Below are 19,724 nucleotides of genomic sequence, written 5' to 3'. Positions count from 1 at the left end.
CTCCCGCTCTGGCTCGGTACCAAGTCCTTGCCCGGTGGCGCCTCCCGCACGTCGGTGCCGGCCGGTCCCGCGGGCCCGCGGCTACGCGGGGGCGGCGTCGAGGGCCTGCCGGACCAGCGTCAGCAGCGCGTCGACGACGCTCTCGCGCCGCCGGGCGTCGATGTCGACGACCGCCACGTACGACGGCAGGGACAGCGCCTCCCGCACGTCCTCGGGCGCGTACCGGGCGGTGCCCTCGAAGTGGTTGACCGCGACGATGTACGGCAGCCCGCAGCTCTCGAAGTAGTCGAGCGCGGGGAAGCACTCCGTCAGCCGCCGGGTGTCGGCCATCACCACCGCGCCGATCGCCCCGCGCACCAGGTCGTCCCACATGAACCAGAAGCGCTTCTGGCCCGGTGTGCCGAAGAGGTACAGCACCAGATCGGCGTCGAGGGTGATGCGGCCGAAGTCCATGGCGACCGTGGTCGTGGCCTTCTCCGGGATGGCGACGAGGTCGTCGAGTCCCTCGCTGGCGACCGTCATCACCGCCTCGGTGCGCAGCGGGGTGATCTCGGAGACCGATCCGACGAAGGTCGTCTTCCCGACGCCGAAGCCACCGGCCACCACGATCTTCGTGGCGGCGGGGGCGCGCGACCGGTCGGTCTGCCAGCTCTGCGGCTCCCCTTCGTCGCCGGGGGCCGCGGCCTTCGCGGCTATCGTGTCAGAGTCCGGAAAGTCCACTCAGCACCCTTTCGAGCAGCGCGCGGTCGGGCCGGCAGCCGCCGTACCCGATGCCGTACACGCGGATCCTTCCCTGGTCGGCCAGATCGCCGAGGAGTACGCGCACGACGCCCAGCGGCATCTTCAGCAACGCGGACACCTCGGCGACCGACCGCAGTCGGCGGCAGAGCCCGATGACGGCACGCACCTCGGGCATGAGCAGGGCGGCCAGTCCGCCGGTGACCGGCTCGGGCCACTCGCCGGGGTCGTCGAGCGCCGCCACGAACGTCTCCACGCGCAGGACGTGGCCGTAGCGGTGCCGCCCACCGGTGAGCGAGTACGGACGTACCCGCGCCGGTCTCCTGCCCGTCGCGGCCCGCTCGGGGACGCGCACGGGCAGGGGGTGAGTGAGGGTCACGTAACCGCCTCCACCGACATGCGCAGCTCCCTGCGCAGTTCGGGGGTGAGTACGTGGCCGGCCCGGCCGACGAAGAGGGCCATGTGATACGCGACGACGCTCATGTCGCAGTCCGGGGAGGTGTGGACGCCGAGCAGCGAGCCGTCGCTGATGGTCATGACGAAGAGGCTGCCGCCGTCCATGGCGACCATCGTCTGCTTGACGAAGCCGCCGTCCATCAGGGCCGCCGCGCCCGTCGTCAGGCTGCCGAGACCGGCCACGATGGTGGCCAGGTCGGCGGTGGAGCCCCGTGGGCTCTCCGGCTGTTCGGCTCCGGCGGCGGGGGCCGGCGGGTCGGAGGAGAGCAGCATCAGACCGTCGGAGGAGACGACGGCGACGGACTCGACGCCGGGCACCTCCTCGACGAGGTCGGTGAGCAGCCAATGCAGATTGCGGGCCTCGTTGCTCAGCCCGTAGCCCGTGGGACCGGCGGGGGTAACGGGGGTCGCCCCCCGGGAAAATGCAGTCAACCGCGTGCCTCCTCGACAGTGCCACCCTCGTCCCGCGCCCCCGCTTGGTGTTGATCAGTATCCCGGTCCACCAGCTCGGCTTCCACATCCCGCCGCCCGTCGCGCGCGCCCTGTTGGAACCCGGCGAGCTTGCGGCGCAGCGCCTCCGCGTCCACGCCTTGGCGCACCCGCGGTGCGGGGGGCTTGCGCGGCACCGTCTTCGGCGTCCGCTTGGGCAGTCCCGTACCGGTGAGGCCCACCGCGGGTCCGGGCGCCGGGGCGGCGGGCCGGTCGGGGGGCGGGGCGGGGGCAGCCGGCGGGGGTGGTGACGGGGCCGGCGGCGGGGCCGCGTGGCGGGCGTGCCGGCCCGTGGCCGTGGGCTGGCCGGGGATGGTCGGCTGACCGGGGAGCACCGTGGGCTGCTGGCCGGGGATCGCGTTGAGCCGGATGGCCCGCTCGGCGGCCTCGATCAGCGGGTCGGACCGCCGGGGGCCGACCGTGTGCTGTGAACGCGGCGGCAGCTCGTGGGAGTTGGCCTCGGCGATGGAGCCGGGGAGGTGCACCGGCGGTGGCGCCGAGGCGCCCGGCACGGGCGGCGCGGCCGCGAAGTCGGTGACGACGGGCGGGCCGTCCGGCAGGAGCGTCCTGGGCAGCACCACGACCGCCGCGACACCGCCCGGCCTCTGGTCGCGCAGCTGGACGCGCACCCCGTGCCGGGCGGCGAGCCGGGCGACCACGTACAGCCCGAGGCCCAGGGCCGGGCGGTCGTGCTGGTCGCCGCCGCCGGGCCGGGGCCCGCGCGGATCGGGGTCGGCCAGCAGGGTGTTGAGCTCTTCGAGGCGCTCGGGGGCCATGCCGATGCCCTCGTCCTGGACGGAGAGCATCAGCTCGCCGCTCTCCAGCAGCCAGCCGGAGACCTGCACCTGGACGTCGGGCGGCGAGAACGCCGTGCCGTTCTCCAGGAGCTCGGCGACCAGGTGGCTCACATCGTCCGCGGCGAACCCGGCGAGCTGGGCGCCCGGTGGCAGGGAGTGGATCCGGACCCGCTCGTACCGCTCGATCTCGCTGATGGACGCCCGCAGGACGTCGAGCAGGGGGACGGGCCCGTGGTGTCCGGAGCTGTGCTCGGCGCCGGCGAGGACGAGCAGGTTCTCGCTGTGGCGGCGCATCCGGGTGGCGAGGTGATCGAGCTTGAAGAGGACTTCCAGGCGGTCGGGGTCCGCCTCGTTGGCCTCCATGGACTCGATGACGCTCAGCTGACGCTCGACCAGGCCGAGGGTGCGCAGCGACAGGCTGACGAACGTGCCGTGCACCCGGCCGGAGAGTCCGGCGAGCCGCTCGGTCAGGTCCTGGGCCTGGGCGCGCAGCGCGTCCCGCTCCTCGGCGAGGGAGCGTCGGGCGCCGATGAGGCGGGTGCGCTCGGCCTCCAGGGTCGCGATCCGCTCCCGGTCGCCGCCGACGGTCTCACGGAGCGCGTCGAGGGACCGGGCGATGTCCGCGAACTCGTCGTCACGGCGGCGGCCGGTGGCGAGCTGCTCCTTGGCGGCCGGGTCGGCGGCCACCCGCCGGGCGCCGTCCCGCAGCGCGGTGAGCGGCCGGGTCACCGAGCGGGCGGAGCCGAGGCCGAGGCACAGGGCGAGCAGCAGGCACCCGGCGGCGACACCGCCGCGCAGCTCCAGGGCCCTGAGGTCGTCGTCGCGCAGCTGCCGCGCGGCCGGGACCTGGTCGGCGGCGAGGGAGGTCTCGACGTCGCGCATCCGGTCGACACGGGCGGTCAGGGCCGTGCGGACGCCGTCCTTGGGCAGGGCCAGATCCGCGGCGGTGAGCTGCGGGTGGGCGGCGAGCCGGGCCAGATACTCATCGGCGGCGGTGATCTGCGGGCCGGTGACCGTGTCGCGGAAGGTGTCGCGGACGGTGGCGGGGGCACGGTCGGTGAAGTCGGCGCGCGCGGCCCGCTCGCGGAGCTCCGCCCGCTGGGCGGCGGCGCCGAGCGCGGGCGGTTTGCCTCCCGTGGCGAGCGCGGCGAGCAGCAGGCCGCGCGTGGCGGCGGCCTCGTCGACGGCGCGGCCGAGCGGCGCCAGGGCCGCGGCCCCGCCCGGGCCGGGCAGCCGCGCGGCGAGGGTGCCGGGGACGCCGTGCAGGGCCCGGATGGCGTCGCTGTAGGCGGTGAAGGCGGCCTCGGCGTCGCCGGGACCGGACAGCGCCCGACGGCGCACCTCGGGGAGCGCGTCGAGCCGGTCGCGCACGGCGACGGGGACGGCGGCGCGGACGGCGGGGAGCTGCCGGTCCACGCGGTCGCGCAGCTCGTCGGTGAGGCCGGACCCGGTGGTGTCGGAGCGCCCGCCGGCCACGTAGAGCACCATGGCGTCGCGCTCGTCCGCGAGGGAGTGCGCGAGCGTCACCGCGTCGCCGCCGGCCTCCGCGAGGCCGACGAGCCGCCGGGAGTCGGTGAGGTCGCGCGTGGCGTCGACGATGCCCAAGGCGCTCGCCCCGAGAACCGTGAGGGCCACGGCCGCGAGGGAGGCGACCAGCCGGTTACGTACGTGAGCGGTGCAGTCCGGCACCGCCGTGGTCTGCTGTTCGCGCTTCCCGCCCCGAAGCCGCTTCTTCCGCACCGGTGCTCACAATCTTCTCTCGCCGGTCCCACCCCTGGTACTCATTTGACCTTTTCAGCACCTCTGAAGGGCAGGTGCGCTTCGCCTGCCCGGCCACTCGAAGGAGTGAATGTCGGTGGGAAGTTGAACCTCCCGAAAGGCGGCACGCTTCAAGAACGGCCGGACCGGTGGGGAGGATGCGCGTCCACGGCCCCCGATTTCGCCCGTCCGGCACACTGGCCGCATGCGCATCGAACTCGCCACCGAGCCGGGCGGCCCCCGGCGCCCCAACGAGGACTTCGCGTCCGTGGCCCTGCCCGCCTCCGGCCGGGGCGGCGCGCTCGTGCTGCTGGACGGGGTGACGCCGCCACCGGCCGGCGGGGACGGCTGCGCGCACGGCGTGCCGTGGTTCACGGCCCGCCTGGGCACGGCCCTGCTGGAACTGGCCGTCACCCGCCGGGATCTGACGCTCGGGCAGTGCCTGGCGGAGTCGGTCGTCCGGACCGCCGACGCCCATCGCGGGACCTGCGATCTGGCCCACCCCCGCACCCCTCAGGCGACCGTCGTCGCCGCCCGCTGGGACGACGAGCGGGTGGAGCATCTGGTGCTGTCCGACTCGGTCCTGCTCATCGAGGACCCGGCCGGGGAGGTGACGGCCGTGCTGGACGACCGTATCGACCGGCTGTGCGCCCTGGGGCCGGTGACGGACGCCCAACGCAACGCCGAGGGGGGCTTCTTCACGGCCGCCGCCGACCCGGACGTCGTCGCCCGCGCGGTCACGGGGGTCACCGCGCGGGCGGACGTCCGGGCGCTGGCGGCGCTCAGCGACGGCGCGACGCGCTGGGTCGAGATCTTCCGGGAGGGCGACTGGGCCGACTGCCTCGGCGTCCTGCGCAAGGAAGGCCCGCAGGGCCTGATCGACCGGGTGCGGCTGGCGGAGCGGGCCGATCCCGAGGGTGTGGCCTTCCGGCGCGGGAAGGTGCATGACGATGCGGCGGTGCTCTACGCCGAGCCGTAGCCTCCGGCGGTTCGCCGGGGACGGTCCGGCCTGCGGCCCGTCGTGCCGCCTGCGGCGGCGGGCGCCCTGCGGGCGCGTCCTCAAGCGCCGGACGGGCTGGTTCGCGCCCTACGACTCCGCGCTCACATTGAGCTGGTGGAGCAGCCGTGCCAGTTCGGCGATCTCGGCGCGGTCCCAGTCGGCGAGCTTGTGGACGTACTGGGCGCGCCGGGCGTTGCGTACGCGGGTGAAGCGGGCGCGGCCCTCCTCGGTGAGCTGGACGAGGGAGGCGCGTCCGTCGGCGGGGTCCGGGGCGCGGGTGACGAGGCCGAGGTCGGCGAGGGCCCGCAGCTGGCGGCTCATGGTGGCCTTGCCGACGCCGAAATAGGCGGCGAGGTCCGTGGCGCGCTGGGTGCCGGCGTCCTCCAGGCGGACGAGCAGGCCGTAGGCCGCCGCCTCCAGGTCGGGGTGGACCGCGCGGGCCATCTCACCGGAGGAGGCGCGGGCGCGGCGCAGGAAGACGGCCAGCTCACGCTCCAGGGCGAGATACGCCTGGTCCACACCACTGCCGCCGAGGGTGTTCGAGCCGGCGTCCTCGGGGGGTGGAGTACTGATCTGGTGCACGTCAGTGGCCCTCTCCAGCTTTTCAGCCGCTGAAATTTTCGCGGATCCACGGTCATCGCCGCAGCTCCGACAGTATTTCGCAGGAATAGACCAACGGAAGCACTGCGGGGGCCTATCCGGAGCGTGGCAGCGGCCGTACTTTTGTTGATGAGTGACCTAATGACATGACCACACCAATGGCACTTCTCTCTCCCCCCACTGCATCACGGAGGCACGCCGTGCCCACCCCCATGCCCCGCATCCCGAGACCGGGCGGTCACCCCTCCGCCTCCTCACCGCTCTCCGCCCTGCTCTACGCCCTCTCACTGCTCTCCGCGCTCGTCCTCCTCGCCGCCTTCCCCGGCACCTCGCTCGCCTCCGCCGGTGATCACGAGCGCCCCCACGGCTCGTGCGCCCGGCACCACGCGCTCGTGGACGCCTGACGCGGCGGCACGGAAGAACGCGGCACGGCGCCTCGCGCCACGCCGCGTCCACGCACGCCGGGCCCCCGGCACATCGGCACCGGGGGCCCGGCTCGGTCCGCTATCGGCTCACCGTCAGCCGCAGGCGCCCGCCGGGCGGGTGCGGGTCACCAGGTCGGAGGTGCCGGTGGTGCCGTCGATCCACACCACCTGCTTGCCGGCCACGGCCGCCGCCGAGGACTGCTCACCGCGGTTGCAGGAGACGCGGCCCTTGCCCGAGCCGTCCGCCTGGAACTGCCACAGCTTGGGCATCGTCTCGTTGCGGTAGGTCGAGTCGGGCTGCTGCGTGGTGACCGTCACCGCCTCCTGGGAGGCCGTGAGGTCGTAGGGGAAGAGCGCGTCGGCGCCCTTCTCCTTGCTGAGGTCGACGGCGCCCGTGCCGTCGAGGTTCGCGCGGCGCACCGCCATCTGCCCGGCGTCGTCGCCCACCTCGTCCGCCAGCCAGAAGACGTGGCTGCCGTTGACACCGGTCTGGCCGATGGCCTCCGGGTTGCCGATCTGGCCCATCAGGGTCCGGGTGCCGCTCGCCAGGTCCAGCACCTCGGTGCCGGCCTTGTACGTGTCGCCCTCGGCGTAGACCTTGGCGTAGGCGATCCGGCCGCCGGACAGGGACGGAAGGCCCGTCGCCAGCTCGGCCCGGCCGCCGTCCACCCAGGTCGGCTGCTTGTCACCGGCGCGCAGATAGCCGACGTGGCGGCCCGCGAAGAACTCCATCTTCTCGAAGGCGACCACGCCGCCCTCGACCCGCACCCCGGCGAGGTCGGACTGGCTGGAGTACAGCTTCTTGATCGGGCCGCCGGCGAGCGGCCGCGACAGGATGTCCACGCCGGTGGAGCCGTACGCCGTCCAGACCACGGACTTGCCGTCCGTCGCCGGGTTCACGTGGTAGCGCCCGTCGTTGGGGCTGATCAGCTTCGGGCTGCCCTTGCCGTCGGCGCGGCCCGCGTAGACCGAGTACGGCTCGGAGCCGTCGTCGTTGGACTTGGCCGCCGTCCACCAGCCGCCGCCCGCGCCCACGCCCGAGCCCGAGGTGTTGAGCTTGCCCAGCAGGCGGTCGGTGTCGACGCCGAGGGCCAGCTCCCAGTTCGGGACGACGCCGTGGGCGTTGAAGGAGCGCTTGACGACGTTCAGGTCCTTGGTGGAGACCTTGAGCGCCTTGGCGGCGGCGAGCACCGCGTTACGGCCCTCGGTGAAGCCGTCCAGCGGGGTCATGAACTCCGTCAGCGCCTTGTAGACGATCTTGTCGGCGAGGGTCCGGCCGATGTCCTCGCGGATGTCCCACAGGGCGCCCGAGAAGATGGTGGAGTTCAGGTGCACCCCGCCGCTGTCGGTGCCGAAGCCGACACCGAGGAAGTTCTTCGAGGTCGTGGCGCCGTCGTTGAGGTCGCGGATGGCGCAGTCGCGCGGCGACTTCGTACGGCACAGGTTCTCGCCGAGCAGCCCGGCGGCCGGGTCGTCCATGGCCATGCCGGAGGCGTCCACGTCGAGGGCGTTGCCGAAGTAGTCGGCGACCGCCTCGTTCAGCGCGCCGGACTGGCCCGCGTAGACGAGGTTGGCGGAGTTCTCGACGACGCCGTGCGTCATCTCGTGGCCGACGACGTCCAGATCGGCGGAGAGCGTCTTGTATTCGTCGTCACCCCCGCCGTACACCATCTTGGTGCCGTCCCAGAAGGCGTTGACGTACGCGTCGCCGAAGTAGGTGACGCCGACCAGCGAGTTGATGGTCATGCCGCGGCCGTCGAGGCTGTCGCGGCCGTGCACCTTCTTGTAATAGTCGTAGACCTTGCCCGCGGCCCAGTGCGCGTCGACCGCGCCGGCCTGCGTGGCCTCCTTGCCGAAGGTCGGGGTCTCGGAGCCGAACTCCTTGATGCCCGAGGGCCAGCGGCCGGACACCTCACCGACGTCCTTGCCGCGCGCGTCCCAGGTGGAGAGGGTGTTCTTGCTGCCGCCCGCCATCCGGAAGGGGTCGCGCATGATGTATTGGTTGCGCGCCTTGTCGTGGGTCAGGCCCAGCTCGACGGCGGTGCCGTCGTAACGGATGCCCGAGCCCGTCACCCCCGGGTCGGCGGCGCCGTCGCCGGGGCCCGCCCCGGCGCCGCCCGCCCGGCCCGGGGCTCCGCTGCCGCCCGCCGACTTGGGGGCACCGAACGTCTTGATGCCGCTGTATTCCAGGACCGGGAAACCGGCCTTGGCGTCGATGTAGACCTCGCGCAGCACCGGCTCGCCCGTGCCGGGGTGCGTGCCGCGCACGGTGATGTGGTGGGTGAGCACACCGGGGCCCTTGGGCAGGACGACCAGCCCGCGCGCGGTGCCGGTCAGCGGTGCGGCCGCCGCGGCGCCCTTCTTCGGGGCGTCCTTCGTGGCCAGCTTGTTCCCGCCGAGCCGGGCGGCGGTCGCGGAGACCGCCCGCCGGACGGCCAGCTCTTCGCCGACCTCGGCCTCCGTGGCGACCTTCAGCCCGGTGAAGTACTTGCCGGAGGTGCCGGTGACGACCCGCTTGCCGTCCCTCTTCTCCATCCGCACGACGTACTGGCCGCCCAGGACGTCGACACCGCGGTGCTTCTGCTGCAGCCGTACGGTCTCCCCCGCGCCGCTGTTCAGCGTCTGCACGGGCTTGAGGTCGCGGCGCGGGTCGGCGATGCGGTAGCGGCTCTCCTTGTCGGCGAGGTGTCCGCGCGCGGCGTCCGCGGCGCTGCCCGTCGACTTCACCGCCTCCCGGATGCCGTCCACCAGTGCCGGGGTCGCGGTGTCCGTCCCCGGGATCACATCCGCCGGGCTCTGGCCGGGTGCCGCCGCGTGGGCGGGCACCGCGGTGACGACGAGCGCGGCAGCACCGAGCAGCGCCGCCGCGCCCGATATTCCGCTTTTGATGCTCGATCTTCCTGAACGTGCTCTGGGCTTACGCAAGGATTTCCCTCCGTACATGCCTGACCGCCGGGACATCTCCGGGCAGCGCCATGCAACTGGGTGGGGCGCGAACTCATCAATGGGGCGTGGGGGTTCAGTAGTGAACATGCACACTTGTGTGTGTTCCAGACCCGGGGTAACAATCACTCACATGATCGAGGGGGCGGAACTGCACGCCCTTGGCCTGGGGGAGGCCGAGGAGCGGGTCTATGAGGCGCTGTTGAGCGACCGGGCGCCCGATGCGGCGGCACTGGCGGATGAACTCGGCATGGCGTATGGGGAGTTGGAGGCTGCCCTGGCCCGATTACGGGACCACGGCTTCACCCTGCCCGGCCCGCCGTCGGGTCCGGGGGGCCGGCGGCCGTTGCCCCGGCCGGTGGCTCCTGCCTCGGCCATCCGCACGCTGATCCACCGCAGGCAGGCGGAGTTGCATCTGAAATCGGCCGAGCTGGAGCGATTACGCCTGTCGGCCGACCACATCGCGGGGCGGCTCGGTGCCGGCGGCACGGCCGTCGGCGGCGGCGTGGAGGCCGTCAGCGGCGCGGAGGCCATCGCCGAGCGCACGGCGTATCTGCTGGCCTCGGCCGAGCGCGAGGTCGTCGTCCTGGACCGCCCGCCCTGTCCGGGCGGCTCGGCGACGGACCCGCTGTTCGAGGCGCTCGTCGAGGCGCTGCCCGCCCGGGGGGTCGGGGTCCGGATGGCCGTCCGGCGCGACGGCCTCGACGCCGACCGGCTGCGCACCCTGACGACCCTGGCGGGGCGCGGGGTGCGGGTCCGGACCGCCACCGAGGTCCCCACCCGGCTGATCGCCGTCGACGGCCGGGTGACCCTGCTGCCGCCCGCCGACACCACCGACCCGGCGGCCTCCGCCCTGGTCATCGGGGAGACCCTGCTGCGCGACGCGCTGCTCCCCCTCTTCGAGACGGTGTGGGACCGCGCGGTCCCCCTCGGCGCCTCCGGCGGCGACGGCCGGGTCTCCGAGCACCGCCGGGAGCTCCTCGGTCTCCTCGCCGCGGGCCTGAAGGACGAGGCCATCGCCCGCCGGCTGGGCGTCCACGTCCATACCGCCCGGCGGCGCATCAGCGGGCTGCTGGACGCGCTGGGCGCGGACACCCGCTTCCAGGCGGGCGCGCAGGCGACCTTGCGGGGGTGGCTGGAGCGCTGACCGCCCCGCGCGGGTCAGCGCATTTTCGCCGCCGCGCTGTGGATGGCCTCGCGGATGCGGAAGTACGTGCCGCAGCGGCAGACGTTGGCGATCGCGTCGATGTCGGCGTCCGTGGGGTTCTTCGTCCGCTTCAGCAGGGCGACGGCGGCCATGATCTGGCCCGGCTGGCAGTAGCCGCACTGGGCGACGTCCTGCTCCAGCCACGCCTCCTGGACGGGGTGCAGGGTGTCGCCGTCGGCGAGGCCCTCGATGGTGGTGACGTCACGGCCCGCGGCCTCGGAGACCGGTACCACGCACGGTCGGACGGCCTCGCCGTCCAGATGGCTGGTGCAGGCCTTGCAGACGTCGATCCCGCAGCCGTACTTGGGCCCGCGGATGCCGAGCAGGTCGCGCAGCGCCCACAGCAGGGGCAGGTCGTCGGGGGCGTCGACGGTGACGGACCGGCCGTTGACGGTGAAGGTGTGGGAGGGCATGGAAGCTCCTGGTCTCTGGCTTCGGCCCGCGCCGGGCCCGGTGGTAGCTCGTGACGTGAGCTAGCGGGGGAAGGGGGTGAAGTCGACGTCGAAGTTGACCGGAAAGCGCCGGGGGCTGGTGCCCGTGGCCCGGGCATAGGCGTTGGCGATCGCGCCGACGGCGGCCGGCACCCCTAGCTCCCCCGCGCCGCCCGGTTCCCCGGTGGCGGGCATGATGAAGATCCGGACGTCCGGTGGGGAGTCCTGCTGGCGCGCGTAGTGGAACTGCGAGTAACTGCCCTCCAGCGGCAGTCCCTCGTCGATGTGCAGCCCCGCCCGCAGCGTGGTGGAGATGGCGTCCGTCAGCCCGCCGAGCAGTTGGGCCTCCAGCCCGCGCGGGTTGATCGGCCGCCCCACGTCGGCCGCGATCACGGCCTTGGTGACGCGCGGCTTCGCAGGATCACGCGCGTCGATCTCGACCAGGCAGGCCGTACGGGACTTGTACTCCTCGTGGTAGCCGACCCCCTGCGCGTGCCCGGCCGGCATCGGCCGCCCCCACTCGCCCTCCCGTGCGACCTTCTCGAGCACGGCGCGCTGCGCCGGACTCTTCAGGCACGCGCGGCGGAAGTCCACCGGGTCCTTCCCCAGCTTCGCGGCCAGTTCGTCGACGAGGATCTCCTCCGCACCCCGGGTGTTCGCCGAGTACACCGACCGCCAGGAGGCGGTGGGCATCTTCAGCGGCACCTCGGTCAGATGCTGGGTGGTGACGCCGAAGTGGTACGGGCACTTGACGGTCGTGTGGAAGAGGGTCTGCGCGAAGGCGGCGTTGCCGAGGCCGCCGGGCAGCTTCGTGGCGGTCGCGCTGAGGATCTCGCCGAGGCCGTGCCGGAAGTCGGTCTCGACGGCGGCCACCCGGTGGTCGAAGCTCAGCACCTTGCCCAGGGCGTAGGTGGCCCGGATCCGGTGGTGGGTGGCGGGCCGCATCCGGCCGTGCCGCATGTCGTCGACGCGGGACCACATCAGCCGCACCGGCCGCCCGCTGCGCCGGGACACCCGGGCGGCCTCCAGGGCCGCGTCGAAGAACAGCCGCCGGCCGAAGGAGCCGCCCGCCTGCACCACGTGGACGGTGACCTTGTCGACGGGCAGCCCGAGTTCCTTCGCGATGGTCTGCTGGGCGACGATCGGCCCCTTGAGCCCGGACCAGATCGTCGCCCGGTCGGCCCTGACGTCCGCGACCGCGGAGTTGGTCTCCAGCGGCGCGTGACTGGCGAACGCGAAGTCGAACTCGGCGTCGATGTGCCGGGTCAGCGGCGGCAGGTCCACCAGGGGCGCGGCCGCGGCCTTCAGCCGGGCGCGGATGTCGTCGTCGGAGAGGCCGTCGACGGTGCCCGGGCCCCAGGCGACGTCGAGCTTGTTCTTCGCGTCGAGCGCCTGTCCGAAGGTCTCGGCGACGACGGCCACGCCGGTGGGGATGGTGACGACGTCGAGGACTCCGGGCATGGCCCGCACGGCGGCCTCGTTCCGCACGGACCGCACGGTGCCGCCCAGGGTGGGCGGTCTGCGCACCATGCAGGGTTTGGCGCCGGGGACGTCGAGGTCCAGGGTGTACCGCTGCTTGCCGGTGACCATGGCCCGGGCGTCGATGCGGGAGGTGGGGGTGCCGACGAGGGTGTGCGCGGACTCCGGTTTGGGTGCGGCGGTGACCGCGCCGAGGTCACGCGCGGCGGCCTCGACCGCGAGGGACCCGTACGGGGCGCTGCGCCCGTCCGGCGCCACGACGGCGCCGCCCCGGGTGCGCAGCCCGCCCGCCGGGATGCCCCACCGGGCGGCGGCCGCCCGCACCAGCCGGGCCCGGGCCGCGGCGGCGGTGTGCCGGACCGGGCCGTACAGCGAGCGGATGGAGTTGGAGCTCCCGGTGAACTGGCCGAAGAGCAACTCCGGCCGCGCGTCCTCCAGTCGGATGTCGATCCGGTCGACGGCCATGTCCAGTTCCTCGGCCACCAGCATCGCCACGGCCGTCGTCAGTCCCTGCCCGACCTCTTCGCGCGGCAGCCGGAAGGAGACCCGGCCGTCCTCGCCGACGGTCAGCACCAGCATGTGGGCGGTGGGGGCGCCGGCGAGGATCAGGATGTCCCCGAGATCGACGAGGTCCGCGGTCGCGGGCAGGCTGGGCACGGGGGCGCCGGCCGCGGCGTCGGCGACGGCCGGGGCGGCGCCGGCCGCTCCCGCCGTGCCGAGGCCGGTGGCCACGGCGAGGGTGGGCGCCGCGACGAGGTAGGTGAGAAAGCCGCGCCTGCTGGGTTCCGCCATGAGAGCTCCGTCCCGCCCGGCCCGCCGCCGGTGCCGGACCCTCCGAAGATCATTACCGGCGGGTAGGGCGAGGGCAAGAGGCGACCCGGCCAGACCTCGCTCACCGCTCGGCGGCCACCGTCCGCCGCTCCCGCAGGACGCCGGCGACCCGCAGGCACCAGTCGCGGTTCTCCCGCTCGAAGGCGAGACCGCGCAGACACGTCAGATACGGGCCGATCCGCTCGCCGCGGAGGAGGAATTCCTCCTCGTCCACCTCGCCGCGCATCTGCCGCAGCAGCTCGCCGAAGAGCTCGGTCTTGGCCGTGGCGACGGCCGCCCGCTCCTCCAGCTGGGCGATCACCGCCGTGGTGCCGACGCGGTCGGCGGCCCGGACCTTGACGAGCAGGTCGTCACGGATGAAGGAGGGCTTCGACGCGGCGCCCGCGAACCGCTCCAGCTCGGCGGCGCCGACGTCGGTGACGTGGAACAGCCGCTTGTTGGGCCGGGTCTCCTGGACCACCTCCCGGCCCGCGACCAGCCCTTCCTGCTCCAGCCTGGCCAGCTCGGCGTAGAGCTGCTGGGGCAGCGCGTGCCAGAAGTTCGCGACGCCGACGTCGAACGCCTTGGCCAGCTGGTATCCGCTGCGCTCGCCGTCCAACAGCGCCGCCAGCACGGCATGTCGCAAAGCCATCGGCTCGACCCCTTCCCCTTCGCGGCCCGGGACCGCAGGATATCTACTCAAGAAAGTGACTAGTCAGATCCTTGAGTATCCCGTGCGTGGGAGAAGGAGCAGTCATGCCGATCGCCGAACGTTTCCGTACCGCCGTGGAGAAGCGTGATCTCGCGGGGATGGAGGGCCTGTTCACCGAGGACGTCCGCTTCTACAGCCCGGTGAAGTTCACCCCCTTCGAGGGCCGGCCCATGGTGCTGGGCCTGCTCGGCGTGCTGCTGCGCACGTTCGAGGACTTCCGCTACATCGGAGGGTTCGAGGGCACGGCCGAGACCAGCACGGACGGCGACGAGGCCGCGTCGGAGATCCTGCTCTTCCGGGCCACGGTGGAGGGGAAGGAGATCCACGGCATCGACATGCTGCAGTTCAACGAGGAGGGCCGGATCAAGGAGTTCACCGTGATGGTCCGCCCGCAGTCCGCGGTGCAGACGCTGGGGCGGGCGGTGTTCGCGGGCCTGGTGGCGGACGGTCTGGTCCCGGCCCCGGCCGCCGCCTCGGCGGAGGGGTAGGGCGTGTCTTGTGGATCAGGCCGGATCAGGGAGCGGGGTCCGGTGCGTGCGATCGCAAGGCGGAGGAGGGAGCCACTGCGGAGCATTGGCGACTGACGACAACGCGGCGAGTGTGCGTGCCGGGGCACGCGAGCCCGGCAAGATCCACAAGACACGCCCTGCGCACCTGGGGGACAATAGGGGCCGTACCCAGAGCCTGGCGGAAAGTCGCCGTGCTCATGTCGTCAGTGGAGAACAGAGACCTTGCCGAAGCAGGACGCCCCCTCCCCCGCCCCGGACCGCGCCGATCTGCAGGCGGACTGCGGAAGCTGCTTCGGGCTGTGCTGTGTCGCGCTGCCCTTCGCGGCCTCGGCGGACTTCGCGGTGAACAAGGACGCGGGCAAGCCGTGCTCGAACCTCAAGACGGACTTCACCTGCGGCATCCACACCCGGCTGCGGGAGAGGGGCTTCTCCGGCTGCACCGTCTTCGACTGCTTCGGCGCGGGCCAGAAGGTCTCCCAGGTCACCTTCCTCGGCCGGAACTGGCGGGAGGCCCCTGAATCGGCCCGGCAGATGTTCGACGTGTTCCCCGTCATGCGGCAGCTCCACGAGTTGCTGTGGTACCTGACGGAGGCCCTGTCGATGCCGGCCGCCCGCTCCCTGCACGGCGACCTCCGCCGCGCCCTGAACGACACCGACCGCCTCACGCGCGGCAGCGCGGAGGAGCTGGTGAAGGTGGACGTGGCGGAGGTCCGGCACGGCGTGAACACCCTGCTGCTGCGCGCCAGCGAGCTCGTACGGGCCGACGTCCCCGGCCGTAAGAAGAACCACCGGGGGGCCGACCTCATCGGCGCCAGGCTGGGCGGCGCCAATCTGCGGGGCGCCACCCTCCGGGGCGCCCTCCTCATCGCGGCCGACCTCAAGAAGGCCGACCTGCGGTCGGCCGACCTGATCGGCGCGGACTTCCGCGACGCCGACCTGTCCGGCGCGGACCTGACCGGTAGCCTCTTCCTCACCCAGGCCCAGCTCAACGCGGCGAAGGGCTCCCCCACGACGAAGCTGCCGCCGGCGCTGAACCGTCCGGCGCACTGGTAGTCCGCGGCGGGGCCGGCACACGCCGGCCTCAGTCCCGGGGGAACGCGTCCGTGGTGATCGTCAGTCCGAGGACGGTGTCGGTGAGGTCGATCGGGTCGCCGAAGTCGAGGGTCAGGCTGCCTCGGTACTCGCCGTCCTTCGGCAATGTGTGCACGTGGCACAGGCGGGTGTACGGGTCGGCGATCACGTACACCGGAATCCCGCCGACGGCGTAGGCGGCCATCTTGGTGCCGTAGTCGTTACCAGCGGTCCCCCGCGAGATCACCTCAAGGACGAACTCGACGTCCTGGTAGCGCCATCGGCCCTTCCCGTCCTGTTCGGCGTCGTCCGACAGCTTGAAGAGGTCCGGGGCGAAGGCATTGCCTTCACCCGGGAGGTCGAGGCGGACGTCGGACATGATCCTGCTCCGGCGCCCGAAGTGCTGTTTCAGCTGCAGGAACGCATCCCCGATGATTTCCCAGTGCGTTCCCCTTTGCGGCGCCATGTGGACAGCTCCCCCGACGATCTCGCCCTTGTAGCCCTCGGGGACGATCCCGCAGAGAAGCTCGAACATCTCGTCCGAACTCGGCTCGCCGTTGTCGGCCATCTCGGTCCTGTCGGTCAGTGCGATGGTCACCGTGGCGCTCCTCCCCGCTGCCACTGGTTTCAGCAGCCGCGCGGTACAACGATACGCACGGGGGGCCGGACACGCCCGGGCCCCGGCCCGGCCCCCGCACCCCTACGCCGCGGCCACGATCTCCGGTGCCGGCTTCGAGGCCGAGGCCGACGTCGCCGGCTCGAGGGCCAGCTCCAGGACCTGGCGGACGTCCGAGACCGGGTGGACGTCGAGTTTGGCGAGGACCTCCGCCGGGACGTCGTCCAGGTCGGCTTCGTTCCGCTTCGGGATGATCACCGTGGTCACCCCCGCCCGGTGCGCGGCCAGCAGCTTCTGCTTGACGCCGCCGATGGGCAGGACGCGGCCCGTCAGCGAGACCTCGCCCGTCATGGCGACGTCCGGGCGGACCCGGCGGCCGGAGAGCAGGGAGGCCAGGGCCGTCGTCATCGTGATGCCCGCGCTCGGGCCGTCCTTGGGGACCGCGCCCGCGGGGACGTGGAGGTGGACGCCGCGCTCCTTGAAGTCGCCGACGGGCAGTTCCAGTTCGGCGCCGTGGGAGCGGAGGAAGGACAGGGCGATCTGCGCGGACTCCTTCATCACGTCGCCCAGCTGACCGGTCAGGGTCAGGCCCGCCGCGCCCGTTTCGGGATCGGCCAGGGACGCCTCGACGAACAGCACGTCGCCGCCCGCGCCGGTCACCGCCAGGCCCGTCGCCACACCGGGTACGGACGTGCGGCGTTCGGCCGGGTCCTGGGCGGACTCGGGCGTGTGGTGCGGGCGGCCGATCAGGGCACGCAGATCGTCCGCGCCCAGGGTCAGCGGCAGTTCCCGCTCGCCCAGCGCGTGCTGGGCCGCGACCTTGCGCAGCAGCCGGGCGATCGAGCGCTCCAGGGTGCGCACGCCCGCCTCGCGGGTGTACTCGCCCGCGAGCTTGCGCAGGGCGTCGTCCGCCAGCCCGACCTCGCCCGGCTCCAGGCCCGCGCGCTCCAGCTGCCGGGGCAGCAGGTGGTCACGGGCGATGGTGACCTTCTCGTCCTCGGTGTAGCCGTCGAGCCGGACCAGTTCCATGCGGTCGAGCAGCGCCTCGGGGATCGCCTCCAGGACGTTCGCCGTCGCCAGGAACACCACGTCCGACAGGTCCAGCTCGACCTCCAGGTAGTGGTCCCGGAAGGTGTGGTTCTGCGCCGGGTCGAGGACCTCCAGGAGGGCCGCCGCCGGGTCGCCGCGGTAGTCGGAGCCGACCTTGTCGATCTCGTCGAGCAGCACGACCGGGTTCATCGAACCGGCCTCCTTGACCGCCCGCACGATCCGGCCGGGCAGCGCGCCCACGTAGGTGCGGCGGTGGCCGCGGATCTCCGCCTCGTCGCGTACGCCACCGAGCGCGACGCGCACGAACTTACGGCCCATGGCCCGGGCGACCGATTCGCCCAGTGAGGTCTTTCCGACCCCCGGCGGGCCGACGAGCGCCAGCACCGCGCCCCCGCGCCGCCCGCCGACGACGCCCAGCCCCCTGTCGGCGCGGCGCTTGCGCACCGCCAGGTATTCGGTGATCCGCTCCTTCACGTCCGCGAGGCCCGCGTGGTCCGCGTCGAGCACGGCCTTGGCGCCGGCGATGTCGTAGGCGTCCTCCGTGCGCTCGTTCCACGGCAGTTCCAGCACCGTGTCGAGCCAGGTGCGGATCCAGCTGCCCTCGGGGCTCTGGTCGGAGGAGCGCTCCAGCTTGTCGACCTCCTTGAGGGCCGCCTCGCGGACCTTGTCCGGCAGGTCGGCGGCCTCGACGCGGTCGCGGTAGTCGTCGGACTCGTTCTCCGGGTCGCCGTTGAGCTCGGCCAGCTCCTTGCGGACGGCTTCCAGCTGACGACGGAGCAGGAACTCGCGCTGCTGCTTGTCGACGCCCTCCTGGACGTCCTTGGCGATGGACTCGGCGACGTCCTGCTCGGCGAGGTGGTCGCCGAGCCACTTCACGGCGAGCTTCAGCCGGGCCACCGGATCGGCGGTCTCCAGCAGCTCGACGCGCTGGGCGACGGTGAGGAAGGGGGAGTAGCCGGAGTTGTCGGCGAGCTGGGCGACGTCGTCGATCTGCTGGACGCGGTCCACGACCTGCCAGGCGCCGCGCTTGCGGAGCCAGCTGGTGGCCAGCGCCTTGTACTCCTTCATCAGCTCGGTGACCGCGCCGGGCAGCGGATCGGGGGTGATCTCCTCGATCTGGGTGCCCTCGATCCACAGGGCGGCCCCGGGGCCGGTCGTGCCGGCCCCGACGCGGACGCGGCGGACACCGCGGATGAGCGCGCCGGGGTCGCCGTCGGAGAGCCGGCCGACCTGCTCGACGGTGCCGAGCGTGCCGACGCCCGCGTACGTCCCCTCGACGCGGGGCACAAGCAGCACCCTCGGCTTGTTGTCGCCGGTGGCGGCGGCCTGGGCGGCCTCCACCGCGGCCCGTACCTCGGTATCGGTCAGATCGAGCGGCACCACCATGCCGGGCAGCACCACCTCGTCGTCGAGCGGCAGCACGGGCAGGGTGAGCGGTGTGGACGTCGAAGCCATGATCTCCCCTTCGGCAGGCAAGTTGAGTTATACCGACTCAATGCTTCTGATGCCGATGGTGTTCCCCGAGCGTCCTGGGTTTCTGTTCGCTCTCAGCGATCACGTGGCAGGGGGTCACCCCGCCGCCGGGAAGGCCCGCCGGTAGTCCGTCGGCGTGATGCCGAAGTGCAGGGTGAAGTGGCGGCGCAGATTGGCCCCGGTGCCCAGCCCGCTCAGCTCGCTGATCCGCTCGACCGGCAGCCCGGTCGACTCCAGCAGCGACTGGGCCCGGGCGAGCCGCTGGGTGAGCAGCCATTGCAGCGGGGTGGTGCCGGTGGCGGCCTGGAGACGGCGGAAGAAGGTCCGGGGGCTCATCCCGGCGCGCCGGGCCAGGTCGTCGACGGTCAGCGGCCGGTCCAGGTGGCCGGTGGCCCACTGGAGTACGGGCGCGAGGCCCTCGTCGTCGGCGGCGGGGACGGAGAGGTCGACGTACTGCGCCTGGCCGCCGGGCCGGTGCGCGGGGACGACCAGACGGCGGGCCAGTTGGTTGGCGACGTGCGCGCCGAGGTCGCGGCGGACCAGGTGCAGGCACAGGTCGAGCCCGGCGGTGACCCCGGCGCTGGTGAGGACGTCGCCGTCGTCCACGTAGAGGACCGAGTCGTCGACGTCGACCTCGGGGTACCGCCGCGCCAGCTCCTCGGTGTGCAGCCAGTGGGCGGTGGCGCGGCGGCCGTCGAGGATCCCGGCGGCGGCGAGCGCGAAGGCGCCGGCGCACAGGGACACCATGCGGGCGCCGCCGTCGGCGGCCCGGCGCAGCGCGGTGAGGAGTTCCGCGGGGAGCTCGCGATCGCCGTCGACGCAGGCTTCCGGCACCGAGGGGACGATCACGGTGTCCGCGCCGGCCAGGGCGTCCAGCCCGTGCGGGGTGCGCAGCGCGAAGCCGCCCGCGCCGGTCGCGGCCTGGGCCGAGTCACCGCCGGCCGAGCAGAGCCGCAGGTCGTACCAGGGGTCGGCCAGGTCGTGGTGCGGGATGCCGAAGACCGTGCAGACGACCCCCAGTTCGTACAGGTCCCAGAAGGGGACATCGTCGTCGATCACGGCCACGGCCACGGAACCAGCGCTCATGACCGGCAGCGTATGGCAGGAATTTTTCGACAGCCGTCAGTTCTGCCACTGTCGGGGTCCGGCGGGCGGTGCGA

General features: G+C 73.0%; 17 protein-coding genes. 5 read left to right on the top strand and 12 right to left on the bottom strand.

What is annotated here, in order from left to right:
• Positions 1-81: 81 nt before the first annotated feature.
• Genes AB8O64_RS24705 through AB8O64_RS24690 form a run of 4 tightly spaced genes read right to left on the bottom strand, consistent with a single transcriptional unit; the run spans position 82 to position 4,220 of the window.
• Entirely contained in the window at positions 82-720 is a 639-nt protein-coding gene (locus AB8O64_RS24705; protein ID WP_370421467.1) for an ATP/GTP-binding protein, read from the bottom strand.
• The gene (locus AB8O64_RS24700; protein ID WP_370421465.1) at positions 701-1,117 is read right to left on the bottom strand and encodes a DUF742 domain-containing protein; all 417 of its coding nucleotides are present in this window, start codon (positions 1,115-1,117) and stop codon (positions 701-703) included. The genes AB8O64_RS24705 and AB8O64_RS24700 overlap by 20 nt, the downstream gene beginning before the upstream one ends.
• Positions 1,114-1,626 carry a roadblock/LC7 domain-containing protein gene (locus tag AB8O64_RS24695; protein ID WP_356453954.1) on the bottom strand — a complete coding sequence of 171 codons (513 nt, stop codon included), beginning with the start codon at positions 1,624-1,626 and terminating at the stop codon, positions 1,114-1,116. Before AB8O64_RS24695 ends, AB8O64_RS24700 begins: the two co-directional genes overlap by 4 nt.
• Positions 1,623-4,220, bottom strand: coding sequence for a nitrate- and nitrite sensing domain-containing protein (locus tag AB8O64_RS24690; protein WP_370421463.1), 2,598 nt, complete (start codon positions 4,218-4,220; stop codon positions 1,623-1,625). Before AB8O64_RS24690 ends, AB8O64_RS24695 begins: the two co-directional genes overlap by 4 nt.
• 223 nt (positions 4,221-4,443) lie before the next feature.
• Here AB8O64_RS24690 and AB8O64_RS24685 point away from each other — a divergent pair, with 223 nt between their 5' ends.
• Entirely contained in the window at positions 4,444-5,217 is a 774-nt protein-coding gene (locus tag AB8O64_RS24685) for a hypothetical protein (RefSeq protein WP_370421461.1), read from the top strand.
• Between the two features lie 108 nt (positions 5,218-5,325).
• Here AB8O64_RS24685 and AB8O64_RS24680 read toward each other — a convergent pair whose 3' ends face one another.
• Positions 5,326-5,820 carry a MarR family winged helix-turn-helix transcriptional regulator gene (locus AB8O64_RS24680; protein WP_184732606.1) on the bottom strand — a complete coding sequence of 165 codons (495 nt, stop codon included), beginning with the start codon at positions 5,818-5,820 and terminating at the stop codon, positions 5,326-5,328.
• Between the two features lie 218 nt (positions 5,821-6,038).
• On the opposite strand from AB8O64_RS24680, the gene AB8O64_RS24675 reads away from it, so the two are divergent.
• Positions 6,039-6,242, top strand: a complete 204-nt coding sequence (locus AB8O64_RS24675; RefSeq protein ID WP_370421459.1) for a hypothetical protein — start codon at positions 6,039-6,041, stop codon at positions 6,240-6,242.
• A 114-nt stretch (positions 6,243-6,356) separates the two neighbouring features.
• Here the strand turns inward: AB8O64_RS24675 and AB8O64_RS24670 are convergent, their stop codons facing one another.
• The gene (locus AB8O64_RS24670) at positions 6,357-9,188 is read right to left on the bottom strand and encodes a M4 family metallopeptidase (protein ID WP_370421457.1); all 2,832 of its coding nucleotides are present in this window, start codon (positions 9,186-9,188) and stop codon (positions 6,357-6,359) included.
• A gap of 151 nt (positions 9,189-9,339) precedes the next feature.
• On the opposite strand from AB8O64_RS24670, the gene AB8O64_RS24665 reads away from it, so the two are divergent.
• Positions 9,340-10,353, top strand: coding sequence for a TrmB family transcriptional regulator (locus AB8O64_RS24665; protein ID WP_370421456.1), 1,014 nt, complete (start codon positions 9,340-9,342; stop codon positions 10,351-10,353).
• A gap of 14 nt (positions 10,354-10,367) precedes the next feature.
• On the opposite strand, the gene AB8O64_RS24660 is transcribed toward AB8O64_RS24665, so the two are convergent.
• The 3 genes from AB8O64_RS24660 to AB8O64_RS24650 all read right to left on the bottom strand — a co-directional run bounded on the left by AB8O64_RS24660 (position 10,368) and on the right by AB8O64_RS24650 (position 13,785).
• Positions 10,368-10,826, bottom strand: a complete 459-nt coding sequence (locus AB8O64_RS24660; RefSeq protein WP_130879906.1) for a (2Fe-2S)-binding protein — start codon at positions 10,824-10,826, stop codon at positions 10,368-10,370.
• Positions 10,827-10,886: 60 nt separating this feature from the next.
• Positions 10,887-13,115, bottom strand: a complete 2,229-nt coding sequence (locus AB8O64_RS24655) for a molybdopterin cofactor-binding domain-containing protein (protein ID WP_370421454.1) — start codon at positions 13,113-13,115, stop codon at positions 10,887-10,889.
• Positions 13,116-13,215: 100 nt separating this feature from the next.
• Positions 13,216-13,785 (bottom strand): PadR family transcriptional regulator, encoded by a 570-nt coding sequence (locus tag AB8O64_RS24650; protein WP_370421452.1) that lies wholly within the window; start codon positions 13,783-13,785, stop codon positions 13,216-13,218.
• Positions 13,786-13,889: 104 nt separating this feature from the next.
• On the opposite strand from AB8O64_RS24650, the gene AB8O64_RS24645 reads away from it, so the two are divergent.
• Both AB8O64_RS24645 and AB8O64_RS24640 read left to right on the top strand, forming a co-directional pair.
• On the top strand, positions 13,890-14,333 hold the full coding sequence (locus AB8O64_RS24645; protein ID WP_370421450.1) for a nuclear transport factor 2 family protein: 444 nt from the start codon (positions 13,890-13,892) through the stop codon (positions 14,331-14,333).
• Positions 14,334-14,576: 243 nt separating this feature from the next.
• Positions 14,577-15,407: a pentapeptide repeat-containing protein gene (locus tag AB8O64_RS24640; protein ID WP_370421449.1), complete on the top strand. Its 831-nt coding sequence runs from the start codon at positions 14,577-14,579 to the stop codon at positions 15,405-15,407.
• A 28-nt stretch (positions 15,408-15,435) separates the two neighbouring features.
• Here the strand turns inward: AB8O64_RS24640 and AB8O64_RS24635 are convergent, their stop codons facing one another.
• From AB8O64_RS24635 to AB8O64_RS24625, 3 genes are all read right to left on the bottom strand, one after another.
• Positions 15,436-16,023 (bottom strand): Uma2 family endonuclease, encoded by a 588-nt coding sequence (locus AB8O64_RS24635; RefSeq protein ID WP_370421447.1) that lies wholly within the window; start codon positions 16,021-16,023, stop codon positions 15,436-15,438.
• Between the two features lie 102 nt (positions 16,024-16,125).
• Positions 16,126-18,546, bottom strand: a complete 2,421-nt coding sequence (gene lon, locus AB8O64_RS24630; RefSeq protein ID WP_370421445.1) for an endopeptidase La — start codon at positions 18,544-18,546, stop codon at positions 16,126-16,128.
• A gap of 114 nt (positions 18,547-18,660) precedes the next feature.
• Positions 18,661-19,650, bottom strand: coding sequence for a helix-turn-helix domain-containing protein (locus AB8O64_RS24625; RefSeq protein ID WP_370421443.1), 990 nt, complete (start codon positions 19,648-19,650; stop codon positions 18,661-18,663).
• Positions 19,651-19,724 lie beyond the last annotated feature (74 nt).

Source organism: Streptomyces sp. QH1-20 (assembly GCF_041283565.1).
GTDB classification, from domain to species: Bacteria; Actinomycetota; Actinomycetes; order Streptomycetales; family Streptomycetaceae; genus Streptomyces; species Streptomyces syringius.
The sequence above is the reverse complement of the archived record's forward strand: the minus strand, read 5'-3'. Positions and strand labels throughout refer to the sequence as shown.